The organism is Sphingomonas sp. GW821-FHT12D09, assembly GCF_058807215.1.
Genome location: NZ_JBXAQL010000003.1, coordinates 626,848 through 650,155, shown reverse-complemented (window position 1 = coordinate 650,155; position 23,308 = coordinate 626,848). Strand labels below are relative to the sequence as shown.

Sequence of the window (23,308 nt, the reverse complement as noted above, 5' to 3'; positions counted from 1 at the left end):
AAGGAGAAGTGAGATCGCCGAGCGCAAGGACAGCTCCAATGCCATGTGGGGCGGGCGCTTCGCTGAGGGCCCGTCCGCGGTGATGCGTGAGATTAACGCTTCCATCCCCTTCGACAAGCGGATGTGGCGCCAGGACCTGCGCGGCTCGCAGGCGCATGTAAAGATGCTGGGCGCGCAGGGCATCGTGGCGGCCGAGGATGCAGCGGCGATTCATGCCGGTCTCGACCAGGTCGCGGCCGAGTTCGAGGCCGAGGGCGTGCCCGAGGACCTGGCGCTCGAAGATATTCACATGCTCGCCGAATCGCGGCTGTCGCAGAAGATCGGCCCCGTGGCGGGGCGCCTGCACACCGCCCGCTCGCGCAACGACCAGGTGGCGACCGACTTCCGGCTGTGGGTGCGCGACGCGATTGACCAGGCCGAAGCGGCGCTGGGCGCGTTGCAGGACGCGCTGCTCGTCCGCGCCGAAGAGCACGCCGACAGCGTGATGCCGGGCTTCACCCACTTGCAGGTCGCCCAGCCGGTTACGCTCGGCCATCACCTGATGGCCTATTTCGAGATGTTCGCGCGGGACCGCTCGCGGCTGAAGGACGCCCGCGTGCGGCTCAACCTGTGCCCGCTGGGTTCCGCCGCGCTGGCCGGCACCGGCTTCAACCTCGACCGCGAAGCGACCGCCAGGGCACTCGGTTTCGACGGGCCGACGCGCAATTCGCTCGATTCGGTTTCGGACCGCGACTTCGCGATCGAGTATCTCACTGCCGCCGCGCAGACCGCACTGCACCTCAGCCGGCTGGCCGAGGAATTCGTGATCTGGGCGAGCCAGCCCTTCGGCTTTGTGTCCTTGAGCGACCAATGGTCGACCGGCAGCTCGATCATGCCGCAGAAGCGCAATCCCGATGCGGCCGAGCTGGTGCGTGGACATAGCGGGCGGATCACCGGGGCGCTGGTAAGCCTGATGATCACGATGAAGGGCCTGCCGCTCGCCTATTCGAAGGATATGCAGGACGACAAGCCGCCGGTGTTCGAGGCGCACGACCTGCTCGGCCTCAGTATCGCGGCCATGACCGGGATGGTCGAAAGCGCGACCTTCCGGCTGGAGCGCATGCGCTCCGCCGCCGAGGCCGGCTTCTCGACCGCGACCGACCTGGCCGACTGGCTGGTGCGCGAGGGCGGCATCCCGTTCCGCGAGGCGCACCACATCACCGGGCGCGCGGTCGCGGCCGCCGAGGCCGGCGGAATCAGGCTCGATCAGCTATCGATCACCCAACTCAAGGAAATCGACGCGCGAATCAATGAACGCGTATATGGCGTTCTCAGCGTCGATGCTTCGGTATCGAGCCGCACCAGCTTCGGGGGCACATCCCCCCAGCGCGTGCGCGAAGCGATCACGGCCGCACGGGCGCGCCGCGAGGAGGAAGCGTGATGAAGCGACTGGCAGTGCTGGCAATCGGTCTCGCCCTTGCAGGCTGTGGCGCACGCAACGAGCTCAAACCCGCGGCGACGGCATCGCTGCCGGTAGCGCCCGAGGGTGCGAAAGCGACGCCGTCGCCGACCGATCTTCTCCAGCCCCCCGTCCAGACGCGCCCGGCACGTAGCGACGACCTCATCGAAAGCACGAATCAGCGGCGAAGCGACAAGTTCGATTTGCCGCCGCGCTAACTCCACAGGAAGTTCTCAGTGTCTCATTTCGAAGTCATCGGCGGCCAGCTGCACGCCGAGAATGTTCCGCTCGCGCGCATTGCCGAGCAGGTCGGCACCCCGGTCTATGTCTATTCGACCGAGGCGTTCCGCGACGCCGCCCGCGCCTTTCGCGAAGGGCTGAAGCCGGTCGGGCGCCACCATGTCGCCTTTGCGGTGAAGGCCAATCCGAACCTCGCGGTGCTGCGCCTGCTCGCCAATGAAGGCTATGGCGCCGACGTCGTCTCGGGCGGCGAGCTGTCGCGCGCGCTGGCGGCGGGCATCCCGGCGCAGGACGTGGTGTTCTCCGGCGTCGGCAAGACGCGCAAGGAGCTGCACCAGGCGCTCGATGCGGGGATCGGCCAGTTCAACCTCGAGCTGGAAGAGGAAGGCGTCGTCCTTGCCGAGATCGCCCACGCCAAGGGCATGACCGCGCCGGCGGCGCTGCGCGTCAACCCGGACGTCGACGCCGGTACGCACGAGAAGATCTCCACCGGCAAGGCGGAGAACAAGTTCGGCCTGCCGATCGACCAGGCGCGAGCGATCTTCGACCGGCTGGCCAGGCTGGACGGCATCAATCTGCGCGGCGTGGCCGTGCATATCGGCAGCCAGTTGCTGAGCCTCGCCCCGCTGGAAGCCGCGTTCGAGCGCGTCGGCAAGCTGGTCGCCGAGCTGCGCGCCGCGGGGCACACCATCACCCATGTCGACCTGGGCGGCGGCCTCGGCGTTGCCTACAAGCCCGGCGAGGTGCCGCCGACCTCGGCGGCGTTCGGCGAGATGGTCGCGCGCGTGACCAGGGACTGGGACGTCGAGCTGATGTTCGAGCCGGGCCGCCACATCTCGGCCGATGCCGGCGTGCTGCTCACCGAAGTGTTGTGGGTGAAGCCGGGCGTGACCAACCCCTGGGTAGTGGTCGATGCGGCGATGAACGACCTGCAACGCGTCGCGCTGTACGATGCCTATCATGGCTTCGCCTCGGTCACGCCGAGCGGCGAGACGATGGTCGCCAATGTCTGTGGGCCGGTGTGCGAGAGCAGCGACGTGTTCCTGAAGAACCGCGAGATCGATGCGCTGAAGGGCGGCGACTTGGCGGTGCTGCAGAGCGCGGGCGCATACGGCGCGACGATGGCGAGCACCTATAACAGCCGCGCGCTGGTGCCCGAAGTGCTCGTCTCTGGCGAGCGTTTCGAAGTGGTCGCCGGGCGGATCACCGCCGAGACGATCATGGGCGAAGAGCAGATCCCGGACTGGCTGGCACAATGACGCTGACCGCCCTGCCGATCTTCGTGATGCTGGCAGGGCGGCCGGTGATGCTGATCGGCAGCGGCGAGGCTGCCGAAGCCAAGCGCCGGCTGCTCGAGCGCGCGGGTGCAGTGATCGTCGGCGAGGAGGCGCAGGCCTCCCTCGCCATCGTCGCAGTCGAGAACCCCGAACCCATTGTCGCGCGGCTGCGTTCTCGCGGCATGCTCGTGAACACCGTCGATCGCCTGGACCTGTGCGACTTCACCCTGCCCGCGATCGTCGAGCGCGACCCGGTGCTGGTGGCGGTGGGAACCGGCGGCGTCTCCGCCGGGCTGGCCGCGGCGATCCGGCAGAAGCTGGAGGCAGAGCTGCCCGCCGATCTGGGCGAAACCGCGCGGGCGCTGCATGCAGCGCGGCCTGAATTGCGCACCCGCTTCCCCGACATCGCCGACCGCCGCCGCGCGATCGGCGCCGCGCTGGCCGAAGGGCTGGGCAGCGACGTGGTCGCGCGGTTGCGCGATCCGCACGCGGCGCGGCTGGAGCGCTTCACGCTGACCTCCGCCGATCCCGACGATCTGACGTTGCGCCAGGCGCGGGCGCTTGCGCAGGCGGAGCGGGTGTACCACGCTCCGGCTGTGCCGACCGCCATCCTCAACCGCGCCCGGGCCGATGCCGCGCGAATCGCCTGCCCCGTCCCGCCCGACGCGCCCGGGCCGGGACTCTCGATCTGGCTGGAGATCGGCGCATGAGCGGCTTTGCCTATATCGTCCATGACGGGAAGGTGGAGCAGCCGGTCCTCCATGAGGCGCTGGGAAAGGATGCCAGCCTCAGCTGGATCCACCTGACCACCAATGACGAGCGCGCGCAGCTGTGGCTGGGCGGCGAGGCCAAGCTGCCCCAGCCGGTGACCGAGGCGCTGACCGCGACCGAGACTCGCCCGCGCTGCGACATGTTCGGGCCCGCCGCGCTGGTGAATTTGCGCGGGCTTTCGTCCGAGACGCTCGACAGCTCCGATCCGCTCGCCTCGATCCGGATGTACGCGCATGGAGGCTGCGTCTTCTCGGTGACGCGCAAGCCGCTCAACGCGATCGCACCGGTGCGCAAGCTGGTCGAGGACGGCAAGATCCTCGATCCCGGCGACCTGATCGCCGCGATCGCCCAGGCGATCACCGAGGAACTCGACCCGATGGTCGCCGAGCTTGGCGATTCGCTGGACGATTGCGAGGAGCAGATCTCGAAGCACCGCGCCTTCGACCTGCGCCGGATGGTCAATGCGACGCGGGTGAAGGCGATCGGGTTGCGGCGCTTCCTCTATCCGCAGCGTGCCGCGCTGGAGAAGCTGGCCGGGCTGCCGGTCGAGTGGCTGGCCGAGGACGACCGGCTCCACCTCACCGCCGCGGCCGATCGCGCCGCGCGCATGGCCGAGGAGCTGGAGAGCATCCGCGAGCGCGCCGCGCTGACGCACGAGACGCTGACCGACCTGCGTTCGGAATTGATCGACCAGCGCTCGCTGATGATCGCGATCGTGGCGATGGTGTTCCTGCCGCTGACCTTCATCACCGGGCTATTGGGAATGAACGTGGCCGGCATCCCGTACGCGCACGAGCCCTGGGCCTTTGCCGGCGTGGTGGCGCTGTGCGTGGTGATGGCGGTCGGGATTGCCGGCTATTTCCTGTGGCGGCACTGGTTCGAGGGCTGAACGCCTAGGCGCGAAGGTGCCGGTCCAGTTCGGCGCGGGCAGCGGCGAGTTCGCTGCGCATTTCGCCCAGCTCCATCGCGCGGGCGGCGATGCGGGCATCGAGCGCGAGGTTGGAGCGCTTCAGCTCCTCCATCCGCGCCGCGCGGGCGAGCGTGCGCTCGATCCGGGCAGCGAGGACTTCGAAGGCATAGGGGCGCGAGAGATAATCGTCCGCGCCGGCCTGGAGCGCCTCGACCGCACCGCTGGCGTCGTTCTGGCTGGTGACCATGATCACCGGCAGGTCCGCCGTGTCGCGGGCGCCGCGAATCTCCTGGAGCACGTGCAGGCCCGAAACCTCGGGCATCACGCAATCGAGCAGCACCATGTCGAAGCCGCGCGCCGAGATCAGCTCGAGCGCCTGGGCGCCGCGATCGGCGAGCACGACGAGATAGCCGAGCTGGCCGAGCCGGTGCGCGAGGACGTGCAGATTGGTCCGGCTGTCATCGACCGCCAGGATCGTACGCGTGGCGCGACGGCGCGCACTGCCGATCCCCTCCTGTGCCGAAGCTTCGTCCATGGCGGCCATTCTAGCCAGCAACAATCACGAAACAGTTAAACGGCGCGCAACCAGGTCGTTATCTACTTGGATCAGCGTTCCAGGAAGTTGAATATCTGTCCCACCATCACTTCCATCGGGCCGCTGCACTTGGCGATCGGGTCGCCCGGCTCGACGGTATTGATCGCCAGGCCCATCGGCGTGGGCCAGCCGCGCAGGGCATGGGTGATGGTACGCAGCGCCTGGAGCGTCGAGACCGCCGCCTGCCAGCCCGCCGCGGTGGCAACGAGACCGACGGGGAGGCCGTCGAAATAGGGGCGCTCGTCCTTGCTCAGCGCCTCGACATAATCGAGCGCGGTCTTGACCAGGCCCGAGAGCGTGCCGTGATAGCCGGGCGAGCCGACGATCACCGCATCGGCCGAGCGCAGCGCCTCGAGATAGCGCATCACCGCGGGATTGCCCTCGACATTGCCGGGCTCGTAATGCGGGAAGGCGATCGCGTCGCCGGTGAGCAAAGTGGTGCGGGCGCCGCGCGCCGCCGCCATCTCCAGCGTGGCCGCGAGCAGGCGTCCGGTAGCGGATTCAGGACGCAGGGTGCCGCCGAGCGCGACGATGTGGGGTGCCGTCATGCCCCTTGCGCTAGCCCAAAGGCCGGGCGAGCGCCAGTCCGTGGACCCGGGACCGGGCCAGCGGCTATGCAGGGCCAGAATCGTTCGCGGGGAACATCATGGTTGCAGCAACGCACGGGCCCCTGGCGGGCCTGCGCATCATCGAGTTCGACGCGCCGGGCGCGGTCAGTTTCACCGGCATGCTGCTCGCCGATCTCGGCTGCGACGTCGTGCGGATCCTGCGGCCGGGGAACGAGGGCAGCGCGGTGGCGGCGAGCCTGTATCGCGGGCGTTCGCAGGTGGCACTCGACCTGACGCAGGCGGCGGGGCGCGAACAGGCATTGGCGCTGATCGCCGGGGCGGACGGCGTGATCGAAGGCTATCGCCCGGGCGTAGCCGAGCAGGTCGGCCTCGATCCGACGCGCTGCCTCGCGCTCAACCCGCGGCTCGTCTATGCGCGCACCAGCGGCTGGGGACGCGAGGGGCCGCTGGCCGGTGCGCCGGGCAACGACATCAACCATCTGGCGCTCTCGGGCGCGCTCCATGCCATCGGCCCGGTGCCGGGACCGGTGCCGCCGCTCAACCTGATCGGCGAGCATGCCGGCGGCGCGCTCTATCTCGCGCTCGGCCTGGTCTCCGCGATCCTTGCGGCGCAGGCGACGGGGCATGGCCAGGTAATCGAGGCGGCGCAGATCGACGGCGCGGCATCGATGATGACGCTCTATTACGCGCTCCACGGCGCCGGACGCTGGGCCGATGCCCGCGCATCGAACATGATCGACGGCGGTGCGCCCTATTATCGCTGCTATGCCTGCGCCGATGGACGGCACGTCGCGGTGGGCGCGCTTGAGCCGCCGGCGTTCCGCGCGCTCTGTGCCGGCATCGGCATCGCGGCGGACAAATTCGACCAATATGATCGCGCCTGCTGGCCGGCACTGGGCGAAGCGCTCGCCGCCGGCTTCGCCACGCGCGGGCGCGATGACTGGGCGGCGCTGTTCGACGGGGGCGAGGCATGCGTGACGCCGGTGCTGTCGCTCACCGAGGCACCGCTCCACCCGCACAACCGCGCGCGCGGCACCTTCACGGCACAAGATGGCGTCATGCGGCCAGGGCCCGCGCCGCGATTCGCGGTAACGCCGGCCGAAGCGCTGCCGGCAAGGGAGGAGACGGTGGCGGAGATCCTCGCCCGCTGGGCCTAGCCTGCCTTCAGGCTGTTCCAGGCCTTGGCGATGTCTTCCAGGCTGTTCGCCGCCGCGCGGAACGGCTCGGGATCCAGGCCGGTGGCCGCGTTCAGGATCTCGCCGCGAAGCCCGTGATAGAAGGTGGCCAGCGTCTTGGCGACGTCGCCGCCCTTGTCGAAGTCGAGCCCGGCCTCGAGCGCGAACATCACCGCGGTGGCGCGTGCGACGCGCTCGCCCTTGACGGCGTAATTGCCGCGCTCGGCCGCCCAGGCGGCAGTGCGCAGCGCGGCGATGCCTTCCTCATAGAGCAGGCCGACCAGCGCATGCGGATCGCCGCCGGCACCGCGGCCGACCAGGTCGATCTGGCGATAGGTTGCCGCCGGGTTGGCGGCGAGGGCGGAAGCGTAGCGCATCAGCTGTCGCTCGCATTCCACGAAGCGATCTGCTGGGTCAGGAAGGCCTGGGTCGACTTGTAGGCAGCGACCTTGGAATCCATCGCGGCGAATTGCTGGGTCATGCGCGCGCGCAATGCCTCGGTATCGGTGAGGACCTTGTCCTTCTGATCCTCGATCTTGGTCTGCTGCTTGGTGTAGTTGGCGGCGCTGGCGCCAAGACCCGTCGTGGTGCTCGCGGCGTTGGTGGCGATCGTCGACAGCGCCTTGGAAAGCGCCGCGCTGCCCGCAAAGATCTTCTCGACATCATTGGGGTAGCTGGCGAGCACCTTGGACAGGCGGCTGGTATCCACGCTCAGCGTACCGTCGCGATTGGTCTTCACGCCGATATCGGCGAGCCTGGACGGCACGTCGCTCGACGCTCCGGGCACGAGCTGGGCCAGCGTCAGCCCCTTGAGCTGGCGCAGCAGGTCCTTGGCGGCGGGATCGGTGCGCAGCGGACCGGTGATCGGATCGACTGCGGCCTGCACCGCCTTCAGCACTTCATTGTAGGTGGTGACGAAGTTGGTCACCGCTTCGCTGATCGCCGAGGTCGGCGCGCTGGCGCCGATCGCGACCTTGGTGCCGACCTGGGCGGCGACCAGATCGATCCGCGCGCCCGGGATCATGCCCGAGATGCTGTTCGTCGGATATTTGGCTTCGACGCCGTCGAGCGCGACCTTGGCGTCCTGCGCGGTCGCATTGATCGTCGTGGCCGTGGCGCCGACGCCGACATCGAGCTGCGACAGGTCGCCCGTGCCGCTGAGGGTGAAGGCCTGCGAGGCGCCGGTGGAACTCTTCAGCACCAGGCGCGCGCCATTGGCGTCGCTGAGGACCGAGGCGGTGAGGCCTGTCTTCTTGGCGTTGATCGCGTCGGCGATGCCCTTGAGCGAGTTGTTCGACGACGTGATGTCGATCGTGACCGGCGTCGCCGGACCCGCGGTGAAATCGCTCATCGCGCCGTCGGCTACCGTCGCGGTGCCGAAGGTCAGGGTGAGCGTGCCGGTGCCGATCACACTTGCGTTGCCGCCGCTGAACGACTGCGAACTGGTGACCTGGCCCTGGGCGAGCTGACGCACTTCCATCGTGGCGTTGAGGCCGGCGAGATCGGCGCCGGGCAGGCGGGTGACGGTGAGGATGCCGGTGTTCGAGCTGGTCGGCTGGGTCGCGAGCGAGCCCGAGCCGGTAAGCGAGGCGAGAGCCGAGGCGAAGTCGCTGATGTTGCTCTTGAGCGTGCCGACCGTGGAAATCTGGGTGGCGAGCGTGTCGCCCTTGGTCTCGAGCAGGTGGTTCTTGTTGGCGAACGCGTTGTCGACGAGCGACTGTACCAGCGCGGTGGTGTCGATCCCCGATCCGGTGCCCAGCGTCTTTGCGATCGATTCGACGGCCATCTTGTCCCCCTGCTCCCTCCCTTAAACGGCCGGGCCTTCGCATTTTTTAGTGCGCGCGCGCCTGTTTGCGGCCGTGCTCGTCGAAAAGTGCCGTCTCGGGCACGCTGATCGCCGGCATCGCCGCGTTCGCGCGCTTGCTGAGCTGGAAGACGAAGGCGAGCACGGTGGCGACCGCCATGTAGAGATCGTCGCGGATCTCCTGGTTTTCCTTGCTGGTGTAATAGACCGCACGGGCGAGCTGCGGATATTCGAGGATCGGCACGTCGAGCTCGCCGGCCAGCTCGCGGATGGCTAGCGCTGTGGCGCCGCGGCCCTTGGCGACCACCACCGGCACCTGGTCCTTGCCCGGCTCGTAGCGGAGCGCGACGGCGAAATGCGTCGGGTTGGTGATCACCACGTTGGCGGTGGCCACGGACTTGCGGAAGCCGCCCTTGAGGATCTGGCGCGCGCGCTGGCGTTGCGCCGCCTTGGTCTCCGGCGAGCCATCGCTTTCCTTGTGCTCGTCCTTCACTTCCTGCTTGCTCATGCGCAGCCGGCGCATGTGGCGGATGATCTGGATCGGCAGGTCGATGCCGGCAATGATCAGCAGCCCGCCCGCCATGACGAAGAGCAGGTGGATGAACTCGCCGCCCATCGCGCCGATCGCGCCGTTGAGATCGGCCTGGACCAGCCCGAGCGAGCGCTGGGTCATCGACCAGAGCAGCCAGCTACCGATGCTGCCGAGCAGCACCACCTTGAGCAGCCCCTTGCCGAGCTCGATCCAGCCGGTGGGGCCGAAGATGCGGGCAAGGCCCGAGGCCGGATTGATCCGCGACCCCTTGGGGGCGAACAGCGCCGAATTCCAGCGCAGCCCGGCCAGGCCGACATGGCTGAGCACCGCGCCCAATACCGCGACCAGCAGCAGCGCGCCGATCGGCAGCGCCAGCTTCCACCCGGCTTCCATGAGCGGGCGCCAGGGCTCGAAATCGTCGACATCCGCCCTGCCGAAGGTGAAGCTGCCGATCATGATCTCCTTGCAGCCGCGGACCAGCGACGGCCCGAACATCGCCATCCAGGCGCAGCCGAGCAGGACGATCAAGGCGGTGCCGAAGTCCTTCGAGCTTAATATCTGGCCTTCTTCGGCGGCCTTGCGCTTGCGCTTGGCTGTTGGGGCTTCCGTCTTTTCGCCAGCGGACTCCGACATCAACCGAGCACCAACTGGGGCATCATCGTGAGCGCTTCACGGATGATGACGACGAGATAATCGCCCATGGCGGGCAGCGCGAGCAGCATCGCGACGACACCGAACAACAGGCTGGCAGGCAGGCCCACCGCGAACAGGTTGAGCGCCGGCGCGGCGCGGCTGAGCATGCCGACGATGAGGTTGAGACAGAGCAGCAGGAAGCCGATCGGCAGCGAAAGCAGCAGCCCTGCGAGAAAGGTATAGCCGCCGAACATCGCGATGCCGAGCAGCCGGTCGGGCGAGATCCAGGCGCCGGGGGGCATGACGGCATAGCTGCGCACGACGAGATCGACGAGCACGAGATGCCCGTCTACCGCGAGGAACAGCAAGGTGAGCATCAGCGACAGGAAGGTGCCGATCGCCGGCGTCGAATGCCCGCTGGTGGGATCGACCGTGTTGGCGAAGCCCAGACCCATCGACATCGAGATCACTTCGCTCGCCACCATCGGCGCTGCAAAGGCGATCTGGAGCACGAAGCCCATCGCCAGGCCGATCAGTGCCTCGGCGGCGATGGCGAGGAAGGTGGTGAGCGAGAAGATCTGTTCGGGCGGAGTGATGTGCGCGACATTGAGCGCCAGCACGCCGATCGCGCCGGTGAGCGCGATGCGCGCGGGCAGCGGGATCGCCATGTTGCTGAACACCGGCGCCGCAATGAACGCCGATCCCACCCGCACCATCGCGAACAGGAGCGCCCAGAGCTGCGGCTCGATCGAGAGGCCGAAGCCCATCAGCATCGCTAGCTTACTTCACCAGATCCGGAATGCGCTCGAAGATGCTCACCGTGAAATCGCCGAGCAGGCCGAGGATCATCGAGCCGAAGATGATCAGGCTGATGCCGACCACGATCAGCTTGGGCACGAAAGTGAGCGTCTGCTCCTGGATCGAAGTAGCGGCCTGGACCATGCCGAGCACGAGGCCGGCGAGGAGGGCGGGCACCAGGATCGGCGTGGCGGCGAGCGCCAGCACCCACATCGCCTCGCGCCCCACGGTGAGGAAATATTCGGCGTCCATGTGCGCTAACTCACGAAGCTGGAGGCGAGCGAACCCATCGTCAGCGCCCACCCGTCCACCAGGACGAAGAGCAGCAGCTTGAAGGGCAGCGAGATGATCGTCGGCGACATCATCATCATGCCCAGCGCCATCAGCACGGTGGCGACGACGAGATCGATGACGATGAAGGGCAGGAAGATGAGGAAGCCGATCTGGAAGGCGGTCTTGAGCTCGCTCGTCACGAAGGCCGGCAGCAGCACCGAGAAGGGCACGTCTTCCGGTTTCGCATAGGGACCGCTCTTGGCCAGCCCCGCGAACATGGTGACGTCCTTGGTGCGGGTCTGCTTGATCATGAAACCGTGCAGCGCCTCGCCCGACTTGGCGATCATCTCGCTCGCACCGATCTTGCCGGCCGAATAGGGCTGGATCGCATTGGTGTTCATCGTGTTGAGCGTCGGCGCCATCACGAAGAAGCTGAGGAACAGCGCGAGGCCGAGCAGCACCTGGTTGGGCGGGGTCTGCTGGAGACCCAAGGCCTGGCGCAGTAGCGCGAGCACGATGATGATCCGCGTGAAGCTGGTCATCATCAGCAGGATGCCCGGCAGCACGCTGAGCAGGCCCATGATGATGAGAACCTGCAGCGACAGGCTGAGCGGCGCATTGCCGCCGCCAAGGTCGCCGAGCGCGCGGTCCACCGCTTCGCCTACGCCAGGAGTGGCGACCGGCGTCGGCACCACAGGTGCCGCGCCCTGCGCGAACGCCGGGAGGGCGAAGAGGACGAGGAAGGCGAGCAGCCCGATGAATACCGCGGCGCGGCCTCCGATCGTGCGCGGCGCCGGAACGATCGCGCGCATCACGCCTGCCCCAGCCCTTGCCCCTGGCCCTGCTTGTCGACCAGGGTGACGCCGGTACGGCTCACCGAGACGAGCAGCTTCTGGCCTTCGAACTCGAGCACCGCGAGGCGCAGGCCCGGGGACAGCATCATCGTCTCCTTGAGCTGCACCATGCGCGTGCCCTGGTTCTTGGGCAGGCGCGATTCGAGCTTGCGCCAGGCATAGAGGCAGCCGACCAGCAGGCCGCAGACGAGCGGCAGCAGCACGATCAGCTTGATGATGTACCAGGTCATGTTAGCGGACCGCGCGCTTGTCCGGGCTGACCAGCTCGGTCATCCGCACGCCGAACTTCTCGCCGACGGTCACGACTTCGCCGCGGCCGATCAGCGTGCCGTTGACGAACACGTCGAGCAGTTCGTTCGCGTCGCGGTCGAGCTCGATCACGCTCTCCTCGCCCAAAGCGAGCAGCTCGCGCAGGGTTAGGCGGGTCGAACCGATCTCGACGGTCAGCTTGACGTCGACGTCCTGCAGCAGCCGGAAATTGGCCGCCAGCGCCGTGTCGGCCTGGAAGGTGGCCGTCATGTCGTTCATTGGAAGTCCTCTGCGTTGAGCGGTTCGAGCTGGGTGAGGCGGACCGCGGCGCGGCCATTGGCGGTGCCGACGAGACCAGTGCCGAGGCGGCGCCTGGCCACCATCACCGGAACCTCGGGGCCGAAATCGATCGGGATGACATCGCCTTCCTTGAGCTCGAGCAGGCGTCCGAGCGAAAGGGTCGGTTCGGCGAGCACCGAGCGGACGGGCAGCGTGACGGCCATCACCGCGCGGGTGAGGCCCGAGCGCCATTCGGGCTCGACCTCTTCCGTGGCGCCGTGAACCTTGACCATCAGCGCCGCGCCGTGCGGCTTGAGCGCGGCGACGGGATAGAGAATGTCGAAGAAATGCGGCTTGCCCTCGCCGGCGGCGATGCCGAAGCGGGTTACCACCACCGGCTCGTCATTGCCGAGATCGGGCGCGGCGGCGAGATTGGGCGCAGCCTCGGCGCAGAAGGCGACACGCGAGAGCGGCTCCCACGCCTTGTCGAGCAACCCCGATGCGGAATTGGCCAGACGGGCGACCAGCGCCTCTGCAGCCGGCGTGAATTCGGTCGGCAGCGGGAGCGGTGCTTCGCCATCGCCGCCGAAAAAGGCGTCGAGCATCTCGAACACCAGCCCGGCATCCATCACGAACTGCGCGCGGGCGCGGGCCGGGCCCATCGCCAGCGGCTGCCAGGCCGAAAGCACGCCGCCGCGCTCGGCCTTGTAATCGGCGAAACGCTGGACCGAGAGCGGCTCGGCCCAGGCGCGCAGATCTTTCCGAAGAAGCCCTTCGAAGGGGCCCTTCAACGACTTTGCCAGCCGCGCACTAAGGTGCTGCAGCGTGACCAGATCGCCGAACGGATTGAGGTTGACCGTCCCCAGGGCCGCCGCGTGTTCCGCGCTTGCCCGGGGGCGTTCCCGCCGTTCGGCCGTGCCGTCTAGTGAAGGGCTGTTAACCATGTCTCACTGAACGATGAAATTGGTAAAGTAGACGTTACTAACCCCGCCAAAACCTTCCTTTTCCTTCAAAACGCCGTTGATTGCCTTGGCCAGGCGGTCCTGGATGTGGCGCTTGCCCTCGGCGGTGAAGACTTCGTCCTCGGTCGTCTCGCCGAGCGCCATCAGCACGGCGGAGCGAATCGCGATCTCGTGGGTCTTGATATTCTCGAGGACGCGCTCGTCATAGGGCGTGGAAACGGCGACGCCGACCTGGACGAAATGGACGCTGTCCTGGAGGTTGGAGGTGAACTCCTTCTCCATCGGATAATAGGTCGAGGCATATTTGTCGCCACCCTCGCCCTTCGGTGTCGGCTTGCCGCCATGGCCGACAGCTTCGCCACCACCCTCACCTTCGCCGCCGTGACCGCCCTCGCCGCCTTCCTTCATCGAGGCGCGCTTCTCCTCGCTCTTGGGCACGAGCTTGGGATCGTTGCTTTCCTCGGCATGCGCGGCGGCACTGAACCAGCCGGCCTGCATGCCGTAAAAGGTGACGCCGCCGCCGGCACCGAGCAGCAGCACGGGGGCGCCGACGAGCAGCAGCAACTTGCCCTTTTTCTTCTTGGGCGCCGCGGCGCCATCGGTCTTGGTGTCGGACATCATCTATCTCCGAAGGTCTCAGGCGACCCGTTCATCGTCGTTGGTGGAAGAATTGCTGGAAGACGGGGCCTCGCGGCGGGCACTGGGCGGCGCCGAAGGCTGGTTGCGATTGGGTGCGGCGTCCTGCCGCTGGCCCTGGTTCATCTGCGACCCGGCGCCGGCGCCGGTACCGCCATTGGTATCGGCTGCGTTCGATTCGACGCTGGTCGAGCCGAGGCGGATGCCGCGCTCCTGCGCGATTTCGGCGAGCTTGGGCTGCGCATCGGCGATCAGCTGGCGCGCAGACTGGGTATCGGTGTTGAATTGGACATGGAGACCGGCATCGTCCTGGCGGATCGAGATATCGACCTTGCCCAGCCCCTCGGGCATCAGGCTGATCCTGGTCTCGCGGACCGGCGATGCATCCCGCAGCGCTTCGATCTTGTCGAGTATCTGCGCGGTCCATTGCTGATGGCGCGTGTCGAGCGCGGCGTCCTGACCCTGGCCGGTGGCGGTGACCGCCGATGCGGTCTGGGTGCCGGCGGCCTGCGCCGCCAGCGTGGCGATATCGGCCTGCGGGTCGCTCGTCCTGGCGATGGGCGCACGCGGCTGGGGCGAATCGAATGCGGCGAAGATCTGCTCGGCGACCGACTGGGATGCCGGAGCGGCCTGGCGCTGGACCTGGGTCACATCGGCGATCGACACCTTTTGCGGTGCTGCCGGCCTGTCGAGCGAGATGCGCACGACGGGCGCATCGGCCGCGGCCTTGCGCAGCTCGCGCGGCGCCTGGGCGACGGGGGCCGCGGCCGCCGGCTGCTGCTCGGGGGAGTTGGTCGCTGTCGTAGTCGTGACCTCGGCCTTCATCGCATCGGCGATGACAGTATCTGCTGCCGGATCGACCGGCGCGGCATCGGTCCTGGGCTGGCGCTGCACCGGCGCGGTGCGCTTGGCCTCGACCTGCGGCACCGGCGAGGGGATCGGCACGGATGGTTGCGGCGCGGGCTTGGCCGGGGCTTCTGCTGTATCGGTAACGGCGACCTCGGGCAGCTGCACGTCGCGGCGTTCCTTGCCGCCCGCGTCCATGGTCACCGCTGGCGCCGCTTCGCCCGTAACGGGCTTGGCTTCGGGTTCGGCGGTCGGGATGGGCGCGGTGGCGAACCAGGCGAAGGGTGGCGGCGGCGCGTCTTCGGCGCTCGCATCGTCGTCGCTATCGGTATCGGCGCCGGGGTGGTCCTCGCTCTTGCCGTCGAGGCCGAGCACGGCATCCGGCAATTCCTTGCCGCCCTCGGCAAGATCCTGCCCCTCCGGCAGCGGCACCGCCGCGTCGCCTGCCTTGCCCGGCAGGCCGGCGGCGGGCGCGGCGATCTTGGGCATCAGCGCTCCCAGGGCCAGCGCAAAACCGCTCGCATCCACGGAAATCGCGGCGTTCGGCTTTACGGGACCCACGGAAATTGCGGGAAGCGCGGCGGCAAGCTGGATCAAGTTCAAGTCCCCGTGACACTAGGTTCACAGGGCACTTAGCAAATATCGTGCCGATTTTTTCCCATGGGCGGGAGCGCTTCGAGTTCGCGCAGCGCCTTTAGTGCGGCATCGGCCTCGGCACGGGTGATCAGCTTCTCGATCGCGTTCTGGTCGCGGCGCGCCTCGCGGGTGGCGACGCGAGCGATTTCGAGGCTCTGCTCGGCCACTTCGACTCGCTTGTCGGCGGCGAAGGCGGACTGGTGGAGCCGCTCACGGAAATTCGCCGCAGCGGCGAGGCTGGAGGCCGATTCGGTCGTGCTGCGCACCGGCGCGACGTTCGCCGCGAGGCTGGCGATGCGATCGCGCAGCCTGGCTTCCTGATCGACGCGGGCGACGGCGCGCACTTCGTCGGCGCGGACCAGGTCGAGCTGGAGCGTGCGGACGCGCAGCAGCCGGCCGAGCTTCTTGGCGCTCCTAGCCATGCCCGAACACGCCGACCAGCTCGGTCACGGCATCGGGCAGGGTGACGATCTCGTCCGATCCCTGGCGGATATATTCCATCACCGCCGGGTGGCAGGCGATCGCCGCGTCGATCTCGGGATCGGCGCCGGCGCGATAGGCGCCCATCAGCACCAGGTCGCGATTCTCTTCATAGGTCGCCAGGTGCCGGCGCAGCACGCGCGCGGCGGCGACATGCTCCTTGGGCGCGATATCGGTCATCACGCGGCTGACCGAGGGGCCGAGGTCGATCGCCGGATAGACGCCGCGCTCGGCAAGCGCACGGCTCAGCACGATATGGCCGTCGAGGATCGAGCGGGCAGAGTCCACCACCGGATCATTGCCGTCATCGCCGTCGGCGAGCACGGTGTAGATCGCAGTGATCGATCCGCCGGTGTGGACATCGGTGCCGGCGCGTTCGATCAGGCTGGGCAGCATCGCGATCGCGCTCGGCGGGTATCCGCGCGCGGAGGCGGGCTCGCCCAGCGCCAGGCCGATCTCGCGGCCGGCATGGGCGACGCGGGTGAGCGAATCCATGATGAGGAGCACTTTCTTGCCCTCGGCGCGGAATGCCTCGGCGATCGCGGTGGCGCGCAGGGCGCCGCGGATGCGGAGCACCGGCGAATGGTTGGCGGGCACTGCGACGACGACCGAGCGCGCCCGCGCTTCGCCGGCCACTTTGGTCTCGAGAAAGTCCGCAACTTCGCGGCTACGCTCTCCGATCAGCCCGATAACCACCACTTCCGCCTGGGCAGCGCGCACCATCATGCCGAGCAACACCGACTTGCCAACGCCGGAGCCGGCCATGATGCCGACGCGCTGGCCCTGGCCGATGGTGAGCAAGCCGTTGATCGCGCGCACGCCGACATCGAGCGGCTCGAGCACGCGGCCACGATCGAGCGGCGACTGGAGCTTGCCGGCAAGCGGCCACTTGCCCGCGCCGCGGATCGGGCCGAGCCCATCGATCGGCTTGCCCGAGCCATCGACCACGCGGCCGAGCATCGCGGCACCGACTTCGGCTTCTCCGGGAGGGCCGATCGGGCGGACGGGGGCATTGGGCAGCAGGGCGGCGGGACCGCCCAGGTTCATCAACAGCGTCTTGCCCGAGCGGAAGCCGATCACTTCGGCCTCGACCCGGCTTTCGCCGTTGCCGATCGCGCAGACCGTGCCGACGGGAAGCTGGAGACCGATAGCCTCCATCAGCAAGCCGTCATAGGAGGACAGCCGACCGGATATCCGGGGTTGGGCCACGAAGCTGCCGAGGCCGAGACCTCCCAGATATTCTTCGGGGAAATGGTTCAGCATGCGGGCGGAATCGGCACGCGATCGATCGCCTGGGCGAGCTGCTCGAGCCACAGATCGGGCCCGTCCTCGACGATGGTCGAAGCGCTTTCGATCACGAAGCCACCGCGCGCGATGTGCGGATCGCCGACCGGGAAGACAGTGGCGGGCAGCTTGCCTTGGACGAAGGCAACGTCCTCCGGGTGGAGGCGGAGCAGCGCGGATTCGGCGCTGTTGGCAAGCAAGTCCACAGCGGCGTTGACCCGCTGTGCAAGGATATCGGGTGCAACGCCGACTTCGCCGACCAGCCTGGTGACGAGGTGCAGCACCGTCTGGCGCAACTGCCCCGCCATCCGATCGCGATCGAAATGCGCGCCGGTGGCAAGCGCTGTCGAGACCTGATCGAGCAACGCCGCCTCGCGCGCCCGCGCCGCCTCGATCTCCACCAGCGCTGCGGCATGCCCTTCGGCGAATCCCGCCTCATGCGCTGCCGCAATCGGATCGACGAACGGGCCATGCTCGGCCGGCTGCTGCGTATCGGCAGCGAAAGGGTCCCAGCCTTCGGTGGGATTGGTGTCGGGATTGGCCGGCGAGAAATGGCGCGGCTGGGCCGGCGCCTCTTCGAACCTGCGGCCGATCCTCTCGACTTCCGAGGGCGCGAAACCGGCGCCGTCACCAAAGGCACGCTGCAACACATGTCCGGCCGCACTGATCCGTCCGACAAAGCCCGGCGCGAAATCAGACATAGTCATCGTCTCCGCCCTTCGAGGGCATCTGGAGCGTCCCGTCCTTCACCAGGCCGCGGGCGATGGCGATCATTGCCTTCTGCGCATCGAGGACATCCGCCATCTTCATCGGCCCGAGCGATTCCATCTCGTCACGGATGCCATCGGCCGCGCGGCTCGACATGCAGCCGAGGAACCGCTCGCGCACCTCTTCCTCGACACCCTTCAACGACTTGATCAGGATATTGGTGTCGATACTGCGGATGAGCGTCGACAGGTTCTTGTCGTCGAGCTCAAGCAGGTTGTCGAAGACGAACATCGCTTCCTCGATGGCGCGTGCGACTTCGCGGTCGATCTTGGCGAGTTTGGGCATGACGCGCTGCTCGGTGACCTTGCGCGCGCCCGAGAGGATCTTCGCCGCCTCGCGCGTGCCGCCGAGCTGGAGCCCGCCGCTGGACTTCTTGCCGCCCATGCCGGCGCGGCCCTTGAGCATCGTCTTGAGCGTCTCGATCGCCTCGGGCGGGATCGGACCTAGCTTGGCGATGCGGCGCAGGATCTGCGGCTGCACGGCTTCGGGCAGCGCCTCGAACACCTTGGCGGCGATATCGGGATCGAGATTGGCGAGCAGCACCGCGGCGATCTGCGGATGCTCCGCCTCGATCATGCCCGCGATCTCGTCGGGCTCGAACCAGTCGAGCCATTCGATCGATGCGGCCTGGCTGGCCGGCATCACCCGGGCAAGCACGCCCGAGGCACGCTCGGGGCCGAGCGCCTTGTTCATGATGCTTTCGATGCGCGGCGCCGGATCGAAGGAAACCCCTGTCCGCTCGCGCGCCTTGAACACGAAATCGTCGAGGACGATCTCGACTTCCGCCTCGCTGACATCGGCGACGTTGAACATCGCCTTGCCGAGCGAGCGGACCTCGTCGGGATCGAGCTTCTGGAGGATGGCCGCAGCCTCCTCCTCGCCGACCAGCATCATCAGGACCGCGGCGCGCTCGACGCCATTGAAGCTGCGAATGGCGTTCATTGCGCGTCTGCCTTGATCATGTCGCGGACCGCCAGCGCAGCGCGTGCCGGATTGTCGCGGGTGAAGCCGCGGACCAGGCCCACGCGCTCGTCATAGCTGTTATGGTCGCCGGCGAGCATGTCGATCGAGACAGGCGCGGCGCCATGCTCCTGGCCATCCTCGCCAGCTACGCCGCTTATCGCGAGCGCCGGCCGATTGCCTGCTCCCGCCGGCTCTTCGCGCTTCTTGAGCAGCGCCTTGGTCAGCGGGCGGACACCCAGGAACAGGACGAGCAAGGCGATCACCAGCGCGGTGGCGTTGCGGGCAGCGACCGGCACCCAATCGGCTTCGTACCAGGAGGGTCCCTTTTCGGCCGCTTCGGGCGCGGTGCTGAACTTGCGGCTGATCACCGTCACCTGATCGGCGCGGCCCTGGTTGTAGCCGACCGCGGCCTGGACGAGCTGGGTGATCTGCTGGATCTCGACGGTAGAACGCGGCTTGCCGCCTTCTTCGCGGAGAAGCACGGCGACCGAAAGGCGCTTGATGTTGCCCGGGGCCTGGCGGGTGACCGAAACCTCGCGGCCGTTCTGGAAGCTACGGCCGTAGCTCTCGCTCTGCTTTTGCGGGCTGGCCTGGCTGGCGCCGTTCGCGACCGTGGTGCCGGGGGCAGGCGCGGCGCCGGGAGTGGGCTGGGCATTGGGCGCCGTGATCGTGCTGGCAGGCGGCGGGGTGTTCGACAGCGCGCCGGGGATTCCGCCCGGAGCCTGGCCGTCCTTGTTACCGGTCCAGGCGCCCTGCTCGGCAGCGAGCACGCCTTGCTTGTCATAGCTTTCGCGCGTCGCCTGGCTTTCATCCAGATCGACATCGGCCTGGATCTCGGCAGTGAAATTGCCGGCACCGACAAGCGGGGTGAGCAGCTGGACGAGCTGCTCGCGATATTTGTCCTCGATGCGGCGCTGATAATCGATGCGCGCATCGCTCGCCGAATTTGCTTCATTGCCCTTCTTGGAGAGCAGGGCGCCCATCTGGTCGACGATGGTCACGTTCTCCGCCGCCATGCCGGGCACCGACGAGGCGACGAGGTTGACGATCGCGCGGGTCTGCGCCTCGCCCAGCGCGCGGCCGGGCTGGAGCTTGAGGATCACCGAAGCGGTGGGCACCGACTTGTCGCGCACGAAGACGCTGGCTTCGGGCGTCGCGAGATGGACGCGCGCTTCGCCTACGGCATCGATTTCCTCGATCGAGCGGGCGAGCTCGGTCTCGCGGGCCTGGCGCAGGCGCTCGCCTTCCACTGCCCGGCTCACGCCCATCGGCAGCTGGTCGAGGATCTGGTAGCCGCCCGGCGCCGCCTTGGGCAGGTTCTGGCTGGCGAGCAGCATCCGCGCCTTGTGGTAATCGTCCTCGGCGACGGTGATCGAGCCCGAGCTGTCGATGCTCGACTTGATGCTGGCACCTTCCAGCGCCGTGCTGATCGCCGCCTTGTCGGAATCGGTCACATTGGCGAACAGGATCCGCTGCGGCGAGGTCGAGACCAGCGACCAGGCGAGGAAGCCGGCAGCGAGCAGTCCGATCAGGAAGATCAAGGGCGTGGCACGCTTGACCGCGGGCTGTGCGAGCAAATCGCGCATCTGCGAGAGCGGTGCGCCAAGACGGCCCGCGGCTGCGGGCAGGAGGGGCGCTTCGGTGGAGGTGAGTGCGTTGCTCATGGATTACACCGGCATGCTCATGATGTCCTTGTATGCGGACAGGAGTTTGTTGCGGACTTGGAGGGTCGCTTCGAAGCCGACCGACGCCTGCTGGCGAGCGAGCATCACCTTGGCGATGTCGACCGTGTCGCCGCGCTCATAGGCTTCCGAAAGCGCGCCTGCCCGGCTCTGGTCGGCGTTGACCTGCTTCAGGGCGTCTTCCATCGACGAAGTGAAGCTCGTCGGCTTGGAGCCCGACGTGCCGGTCACCGCGCCTGCGGGCGTTTCATTGGCCTTGGAAAGCGCGGCGTTGCGCTCGAGGATCGAAGCGCGCAGCGCCAGGACCCGATCGACGCTCATCGCGCCGCCGCCGATACCGTCAACGCTCATGCCGAGGCCCTCGCCTTGCTATCGATCTGCTCGCCCTGCTCGCGCGCCTTGGCGAGGCGGTAGCGCAGGGTGCGTTCCGAGATGCCGAGCCGCTTGGCGGTCTCGATCCGGCTGCCGCCGCATTCGGCGAGCACTTCGCGGATCGCAGCGAACTCATGGATCTGGACGATGTTGGAGAGCGTGCCCGACGCCTCGACTTCCATGCGACGTGCGCTGGGACGGTCGAAGATCAGATGCTCGGGATCGATCGTGCGGCCGCCGCAGAGCAGCAGCGCGCGCTGGATGACATTCTCGAGCTCGCGGACATTGCCCGGCCAGTCATGGCCAGCGAGCGCGTCGAGCGCTTCGTTCGAGATCCACGGCATCGCGCCGCGGCCGCCGGCGTGACGCACGACCATGGCCGCCGCGAGCGCGGGAATGTCGCCCTGGCGATCGACGAGCGCCTTGGTCATCAGCGGGAAGACCGACAGGCGGTAGTAAAGATCGGCGCGGAAGCGGCCGGCGGCGACTTCGGCGTGGAGATCGCGGTTGGCGCAGGCGACGACGCGGACGTCGACCTTCTCGGGCATGGTGCCGCCGATCGGGACCACTTCGCGCTCCTGGAGCACACGGAGCAGCTTGGCCTGGAGGCTGAGCGGCATCTCGGCGATCTCGTCGAGCAGGATCGTGCCGCCATGCGCGGCGCGGAAGAAGCCCTGCCCGCCCGACGAGGCGCCGGTGAAGGCACCCTTCTGGTGGCCGAACAGCATCGCCTCGAGCATCGACTCGGGCAGCGCAGCGCAGTTGATCGCCACGAACGGTCCGTCCTTGCGGGTCGAGCCATTGTGGATGGCGCGGGCAAGGACTTCCTTGCCGGTGCCGGTCGGGCCGTTAATCAGCACGGTGATATCCGACGCAGCTACGCGCTCGGCCAGCGCCAGCAGCGCCAGGCTCTCGGGGTCGGCGGCGACCGGCTCATGGGGGCCGCGCAGCAGCGCAGTGGCGAAGCCGGCGCCGACGGCGGCGTCTTCGATCGTGTAGGAAAGGCGGGCGGGGTTGCCATCGCCGAACGCGATCGCCTGGCGGCCTTCGTCGCCCAGGATCAGCGTGCGGGCTGCGGCGGGGGGCACTTCGCCCTCGGCAACCAGGAACAGATCGTTCGCGGAAGGACGGCCTTCCTCGCAGGTGCCGACTGCGAAGCCCTGGGCACGCAACGACGACACGAGCGCATATTTCTGACGCAGCACTGCAGCGGAAGGAACGATGGATCGCATTGGTAAACCCCCTGAACACCATCCTTTTGGCGCCAGGTTGGTTAACGCACCGTAAATTTACGTAGCCCGCCACCACCTTGGTCCGGGCGCGTCTACGCGGGCGCACGTAGAGCCGAAATTTTTTGCTTAAGCCCGGTCCGCAGCGGCCGTTCCTTGGCTTGGCGGCTCCGAGCTCCCGTTCAGGGGGGTAGATGGGAAGCCGACGAGCATGGAGTAAAGAACATGACTGTTATCGGAACCAACACCGCGGCGCTGCGCGCTGCCAACGCTTCCAGCGGCGCCAACTCGGCGCTGAGCACTGCCATGGAGCGCCTGTCGACCGGCAAGCGCATCAACAGCGCGAAGGACGACGCCGCCGGCCTGGCGATCGCTTCGACGATGACTGCCTCGATCCGCGGCATGAACCAGGCGGTCCGCAACGCCAATGACGGCATCTCGATGGCGCAGACCGCCGAAGGCGCGCTGGGCGAAGTGACCAACATGCTGCAGCGTATCCGCGAGCTGGCGGTCCAGTCTTCGTCCGGCACCTATTCGGACGACGACCGCACCAATCTGCAGACCGAAGTCACCGCGCTGACCACCCAGATCACCAGCATCCTGGACAACACCACGTTCAACGGCGTGGCGCTGTTCGACGGTTCGGCGGGTGACTCGGGCAGCGTGACGATCCAGACCGGCTCGACCGCTTCGGACACCGTATCGCTCGACTTCAGCGAAATCGACCTCGACGACGCCGTCGACATCGACATCTCGGACGCCGACGATGCTTCGGACGCGCTGGAAACGCTCGACGACGCACTCGCCACGGTCAACACTGCCCGCGCCGCTCTCGGCGCCGGCCAGAGCCAGCTCGAATCGGTGGTGAACAACCTCCAGTCGAACGTAGCGAACCTGAGCGACGCACGCAGCCGCATCGAGGACACGGATTACTCGACCGAGACCGCGGCGCTCGCCAAGGCACAGATCCTGTCCCAGGCTTCGACGGCAATGCTCGCCCAGGCGAACCAGAGCCAGCAGTCGGTTCTCAAGCTTCTTCAGTAAGCGCGTGCC

Annotated in this window: 27 protein-coding genes; 7 read left to right on the top strand and 20 right to left on the bottom strand. The window is 67.7% G+C overall.

All coding sequences use genetic code 11. The features are described from left to right. The first annotated feature begins 43 nt into the window (after positions 1 to 43). The 5 genes from argH to AC1RPL_RS16875 are packed head-to-tail and all read left to right on the top strand — an operon-like array spanning position 44 to position 4,615. On the top strand, positions 44 to 1,420 hold the full coding sequence (gene argH, locus AC1RPL_RS16895) for an argininosuccinate lyase (protein ID WP_493070959.1): 1,377 nt from the start codon (positions 44 to 46) through the stop codon (positions 1,418 to 1,420). After that, positions 1,420 to 1,656: a hypothetical protein gene (locus tag AC1RPL_RS16890; RefSeq protein ID WP_493070846.1), complete on the top strand. Its 237-nt coding sequence runs from the start codon at positions 1,420 to 1,422 to the stop codon at positions 1,654 to 1,656. Before argH ends, AC1RPL_RS16890 begins: the two co-directional genes overlap by 1 nt. 18 nt (positions 1,657 to 1,674) lie before the next feature. Beyond that, on the top strand, positions 1,675 to 2,937 hold the full coding sequence (gene lysA, locus AC1RPL_RS16885) for a diaminopimelate decarboxylase (protein WP_493070844.1): 1,263 nt from the start codon (positions 1,675 to 1,677) through the stop codon (positions 2,935 to 2,937). Then, positions 2,934 to 3,665: a precorrin-2 dehydrogenase/sirohydrochlorin ferrochelatase family protein gene (locus tag AC1RPL_RS16880; RefSeq protein WP_493070842.1), complete on the top strand. Its 732-nt coding sequence runs from the start codon at positions 2,934 to 2,936 to the stop codon at positions 3,663 to 3,665. The genes lysA and AC1RPL_RS16880 overlap by 4 nt, the downstream gene beginning before the upstream one ends. Continuing rightward, complete coding sequence (locus AC1RPL_RS16875; protein ID WP_493070840.1) at positions 3,662 to 4,615, top strand: zinc transporter ZntB; 954 nt, start codon at positions 3,662 to 3,664, stop codon at positions 4,613 to 4,615. Before AC1RPL_RS16880 ends, AC1RPL_RS16875 begins: the two co-directional genes overlap by 4 nt. Positions 4,616 to 4,619: 4 nt before the next feature. Here the strand turns inward: AC1RPL_RS16875 and AC1RPL_RS16870 are convergent, their stop codons facing one another. Together AC1RPL_RS16870 and AC1RPL_RS16865 are read right to left on the bottom strand one after the other, a co-directional pair. Then, positions 4,620 to 5,180 (bottom strand): response regulator, encoded by a 561-nt coding sequence (locus AC1RPL_RS16870; protein ID WP_493070838.1) that lies wholly within the window; start codon positions 5,178 to 5,180, stop codon positions 4,620 to 4,622. A gap of 62 nt (positions 5,181 to 5,242) precedes the next feature. After that, the gene (locus AC1RPL_RS16865; protein WP_493070836.1) at positions 5,243 to 5,779 is read right to left on the bottom strand and encodes an NADPH-dependent FMN reductase; all 537 of its coding nucleotides are present in this window, start codon (positions 5,777 to 5,779) and stop codon (positions 5,243 to 5,245) included. A 98-nt stretch (positions 5,780 to 5,877) separates the two neighbouring features. Here AC1RPL_RS16865 and AC1RPL_RS16860 point away from each other — a divergent pair, with 98 nt between their 5' ends. Further along, positions 5,878 to 6,957 carry a CaiB/BaiF CoA transferase family protein gene (locus AC1RPL_RS16860; protein WP_493070834.1) on the top strand — a complete coding sequence of 360 codons (1,080 nt, stop codon included), beginning with the start codon at positions 5,878 to 5,880 and terminating at the stop codon, positions 6,955 to 6,957. On the opposite strand, the gene AC1RPL_RS16855 is transcribed toward AC1RPL_RS16860, so the two are convergent. From AC1RPL_RS16855 to AC1RPL_RS16770, 18 genes are all read right to left on the bottom strand, one after another. After that, positions 6,954 to 7,352: a flagellar export chaperone FliS gene (locus AC1RPL_RS16855; protein ID WP_493070832.1), complete on the bottom strand. Its 399-nt coding sequence runs from the start codon at positions 7,350 to 7,352 to the stop codon at positions 6,954 to 6,956. The genes AC1RPL_RS16860 and AC1RPL_RS16855 overlap by 4 nt on opposite strands. Continuing rightward, complete coding sequence (gene fliD, locus AC1RPL_RS16850) at positions 7,352 to 8,761, bottom strand: flagellar filament capping protein FliD (protein WP_493070830.1); 1,410 nt, start codon at positions 8,759 to 8,761, stop codon at positions 7,352 to 7,354. The genes AC1RPL_RS16855 and fliD overlap by 1 nt, the downstream gene beginning before the upstream one ends. Before the next feature lie 46 nt (positions 8,762 to 8,807). Beyond that, the gene (locus tag AC1RPL_RS16845) at positions 8,808 to 9,944 is read right to left on the bottom strand and encodes an EscU/YscU/HrcU family type III secretion system export apparatus switch protein (protein WP_493070828.1); all 1,137 of its coding nucleotides are present in this window, start codon (positions 9,942 to 9,944) and stop codon (positions 8,808 to 8,810) included. Continuing rightward, positions 9,944 to 10,717, bottom strand: a complete 774-nt coding sequence (gene fliR / locus AC1RPL_RS16840; RefSeq protein WP_493070826.1) for a flagellar biosynthetic protein FliR — start codon at positions 10,715 to 10,717, stop codon at positions 9,944 to 9,946. The genes AC1RPL_RS16845 and fliR overlap by 1 nt, the downstream gene beginning before the upstream one ends. A gap of 7 nt (positions 10,718 to 10,724) precedes the next feature. Further along, complete coding sequence (gene fliQ / locus AC1RPL_RS16835; RefSeq protein ID WP_184163011.1) at positions 10,725 to 10,994, bottom strand: flagellar biosynthesis protein FliQ; 270 nt, start codon at positions 10,992 to 10,994, stop codon at positions 10,725 to 10,727. Positions 10,995 to 10,999: 5 nt separating this feature from the next. Continuing rightward, a complete protein-coding gene (fliP, locus tag AC1RPL_RS16830; RefSeq protein ID WP_493070823.1) occupies positions 11,000 to 11,827 on the bottom strand; it encodes a flagellar type III secretion system pore protein FliP in 828 nt (275 codons plus the stop codon). Beyond that, the gene (locus AC1RPL_RS16825; protein ID WP_493070821.1) at positions 11,827 to 12,099 is read right to left on the bottom strand and encodes a flagellar biosynthetic protein FliO; all 273 of its coding nucleotides are present in this window, start codon (positions 12,097 to 12,099) and stop codon (positions 11,827 to 11,829) included. The genes fliP and AC1RPL_RS16825 overlap by 1 nt, the downstream gene beginning before the upstream one ends. Position 12,100: 1 nt before the next feature. Then, a complete protein-coding gene (gene fliN, locus AC1RPL_RS16820; RefSeq protein ID WP_493070819.1) occupies positions 12,101 to 12,397 on the bottom strand; it encodes a flagellar motor switch protein FliN in 297 nt (98 codons plus the stop codon). Then, positions 12,394 to 13,341, bottom strand: coding sequence for a flagellar motor switch protein FliM (locus tag AC1RPL_RS16815; RefSeq protein WP_493070817.1), 948 nt, complete (start codon positions 13,339 to 13,341; stop codon positions 12,394 to 12,396). The genes fliN and AC1RPL_RS16815 overlap by 4 nt, the downstream gene beginning before the upstream one ends. A 3-nt stretch (positions 13,342 to 13,344) precedes the next feature. Continuing rightward, entirely contained in the window at positions 13,345 to 13,977 is a 633-nt protein-coding gene (locus AC1RPL_RS16810; protein ID WP_493070815.1) for a flagellar basal body-associated FliL family protein, read from the bottom strand. 18 nt (positions 13,978 to 13,995) lie between these two features. Next, complete coding sequence (locus AC1RPL_RS16805; protein ID WP_493070813.1) at positions 13,996 to 15,330, bottom strand: flagellar hook-length control protein FliK; 1,335 nt, start codon at positions 15,328 to 15,330, stop codon at positions 13,996 to 13,998. 143 nt (positions 15,331 to 15,473) lie between these two features. Then, a complete protein-coding gene (locus AC1RPL_RS16800) occupies positions 15,474 to 15,899 on the bottom strand; it encodes a hypothetical protein (RefSeq protein ID WP_493070811.1) in 426 nt (141 codons plus the stop codon). Further along, on the bottom strand, positions 15,892 to 17,220 hold the full coding sequence (locus AC1RPL_RS16795; RefSeq protein WP_493070809.1) for a FliI/YscN family ATPase: 1,329 nt from the start codon (positions 17,218 to 17,220) through the stop codon (positions 15,892 to 15,894). The genes AC1RPL_RS16800 and AC1RPL_RS16795 overlap by 8 nt, the downstream gene beginning before the upstream one ends. Continuing rightward, positions 17,214 to 17,948 carry a FliH/SctL family protein gene (locus tag AC1RPL_RS16790; protein WP_493070807.1) on the bottom strand — a complete coding sequence of 245 codons (735 nt, stop codon included), beginning with the start codon at positions 17,946 to 17,948 and terminating at the stop codon, positions 17,214 to 17,216. Before AC1RPL_RS16790 ends, AC1RPL_RS16795 begins: the two co-directional genes overlap by 7 nt. Continuing rightward, a complete protein-coding gene (fliG, locus tag AC1RPL_RS16785) occupies positions 17,935 to 18,951 on the bottom strand; it encodes a flagellar motor switch protein FliG (protein ID WP_493070805.1) in 1,017 nt (338 codons plus the stop codon). The genes AC1RPL_RS16790 and fliG overlap by 14 nt, the downstream gene beginning before the upstream one ends. Continuing rightward, positions 18,948 to 20,636: a flagellar basal-body MS-ring/collar protein FliF gene (gene fliF, locus AC1RPL_RS16780; RefSeq protein WP_493070804.1), complete on the bottom strand. Its 1,689-nt coding sequence runs from the start codon at positions 20,634 to 20,636 to the stop codon at positions 18,948 to 18,950. The genes fliG and fliF overlap by 4 nt, the downstream gene beginning before the upstream one ends. A gap of 3 nt (positions 20,637 to 20,639) precedes the next feature. Next, positions 20,640 to 21,005, bottom strand: coding sequence for a flagellar hook-basal body complex protein FliE (gene fliE, locus AC1RPL_RS16775; RefSeq protein ID WP_493070802.1), 366 nt, complete (start codon positions 21,003 to 21,005; stop codon positions 20,640 to 20,642). Then, entirely contained in the window at positions 21,002 to 22,258 is a 1,257-nt protein-coding gene (locus AC1RPL_RS16770) for a sigma-54 interaction domain-containing protein (RefSeq protein ID WP_493070800.1), read from the bottom strand. The genes fliE and AC1RPL_RS16770 overlap by 4 nt, the downstream gene beginning before the upstream one ends. 222 nt (positions 22,259 to 22,480) lie before the next feature. Here AC1RPL_RS16770 and AC1RPL_RS16765 point away from each other — a divergent pair, with 222 nt between their 5' ends. After that, positions 22,481 to 23,299 (top strand): flagellin N-terminal helical domain-containing protein, encoded by an 819-nt coding sequence (locus AC1RPL_RS16765; RefSeq protein WP_493070798.1) that lies wholly within the window; start codon positions 22,481 to 22,483, stop codon positions 23,297 to 23,299. Positions 23,300 to 23,308: the final 9 nt, after the last annotated feature.

Excerpts from the sequence above, each read along its gene's own strand:
- argH (WP_493070959.1), top strand. The coding sequence starts at position 44 with ATGTGGGGCGGGCGCTTCGCTGAGGGCCCGTCCGCGGTGATGCGTGAG.
- AC1RPL_RS16890 (WP_493070846.1), top strand. The coding sequence starts at position 1,420 with ATGAAGCGACTGGCAGTGCTGGCAATCGGTCTCGCCCTTGCAGGCTGT.
- AC1RPL_RS16880 (WP_493070842.1), top strand. The coding sequence starts at position 2,934 with ATGACGCTGACCGCCCTGCCGATCTTCGTGATGCTGGCAGGGCGGCCG.
- AC1RPL_RS16875 (WP_493070840.1), top strand. The coding sequence starts at position 3,662 with ATGAGCGGCTTTGCCTATATCGTCCATGACGGGAAGGTGGAGCAGCCG.
- AC1RPL_RS16870 (WP_493070838.1), bottom strand. The coding sequence starts at position 5,180 with ATGGCCGCCATGGACGAAGCTTCGGCACAGGAGGGGATCGGCAGTGCG.
- AC1RPL_RS16865 (WP_493070836.1), bottom strand. The coding sequence starts at position 5,779 with ATGACGGCACCCCACATCGTCGCGCTCGGCGGCACCCTGCGTCCTGAA.
- AC1RPL_RS16860 (WP_493070834.1), top strand. The coding sequence starts at position 5,878 with ATGGTTGCAGCAACGCACGGGCCCCTGGCGGGCCTGCGCATCATCGAG.
- AC1RPL_RS16855 (WP_493070832.1), bottom strand. The coding sequence starts at position 7,352 with ATGCGCTACGCTTCCGCCCTCGCCGCCAACCCGGCGGCAACCTATCGC.
- fliD (WP_493070830.1), bottom strand. The coding sequence starts at position 8,761 with ATGGCCGTCGAATCGATCGCAAAGACGCTGGGCACCGGATCGGGGATC.
- AC1RPL_RS16845 (WP_493070828.1), bottom strand. The coding sequence starts at position 9,944 with ATGTCGGAGTCCGCTGGCGAAAAGACGGAAGCCCCAACAGCCAAGCGC.
- fliR (WP_493070826.1), bottom strand. The coding sequence starts at position 10,717 with ATGCTGATGGGCTTCGGCCTCTCGATCGAGCCGCAGCTCTGGGCGCTC.
- fliQ (WP_184163011.1), bottom strand. The coding sequence starts at position 10,994 with ATGGACGCCGAATATTTCCTCACCGTGGGGCGCGAGGCGATGTGGGTG.
- fliP (WP_493070823.1), bottom strand. The coding sequence starts at position 11,827 with ATGCGCGCGATCGTTCCGGCGCCGCGCACGATCGGAGGCCGCGCCGCG.
- AC1RPL_RS16825 (WP_493070821.1), bottom strand. The coding sequence starts at position 12,099 with ATGACCTGGTACATCATCAAGCTGATCGTGCTGCTGCCGCTCGTCTGC.
- fliN (WP_493070819.1), bottom strand. The coding sequence starts at position 12,397 with ATGAACGACATGACGGCCACCTTCCAGGCCGACACGGCGCTGGCGGCC.
- AC1RPL_RS16815 (WP_493070817.1), bottom strand. The coding sequence starts at position 13,341 with ATGGTTAACAGCCCTTCACTAGACGGCACGGCCGAACGGCGGGAACGC.
- AC1RPL_RS16810 (WP_493070815.1), bottom strand. The coding sequence starts at position 13,977 with ATGTCCGACACCAAGACCGATGGCGCCGCGGCGCCCAAGAAGAAAAAG.
- AC1RPL_RS16805 (WP_493070813.1), bottom strand. The coding sequence starts at position 15,330 with ATGCCCAAGATCGCCGCGCCCGCCGCCGGCCTGCCGGGCAAGGCAGGC.
- AC1RPL_RS16800 (WP_493070811.1), bottom strand. The coding sequence starts at position 15,899 with ATGGCTAGGAGCGCCAAGAAGCTCGGCCGGCTGCTGCGCGTCCGCACG.
- AC1RPL_RS16795 (WP_493070809.1), bottom strand. The coding sequence starts at position 17,220 with ATGCTGAACCATTTCCCCGAAGAATATCTGGGAGGTCTCGGCCTCGGC.
- AC1RPL_RS16790 (WP_493070807.1), bottom strand. The coding sequence starts at position 17,948 with ATGACTATGTCTGATTTCGCGCCGGGCTTTGTCGGACGGATCAGTGCG.
- fliG (WP_493070805.1), bottom strand. The coding sequence starts at position 18,951 with ATGAACGCCATTCGCAGCTTCAATGGCGTCGAGCGCGCCGCGGTCCTG.
- fliF (WP_493070804.1), bottom strand. The coding sequence starts at position 20,636 with ATGAGCAACGCACTCACCTCCACCGAAGCGCCCCTCCTGCCCGCAGCC.
- fliE (WP_493070802.1), bottom strand. The coding sequence starts at position 21,005 with ATGAGCGTTGACGGTATCGGCGGCGGCGCGATGAGCGTCGATCGGGTC.
- AC1RPL_RS16770 (WP_493070800.1), bottom strand. The coding sequence starts at position 22,258 with ATGCGATCCATCGTTCCTTCCGCTGCAGTGCTGCGTCAGAAATATGCG.
- AC1RPL_RS16765 (WP_493070798.1), top strand. The coding sequence starts at position 22,481 with ATGACTGTTATCGGAACCAACACCGCGGCGCTGCGCGCTGCCAACGCT.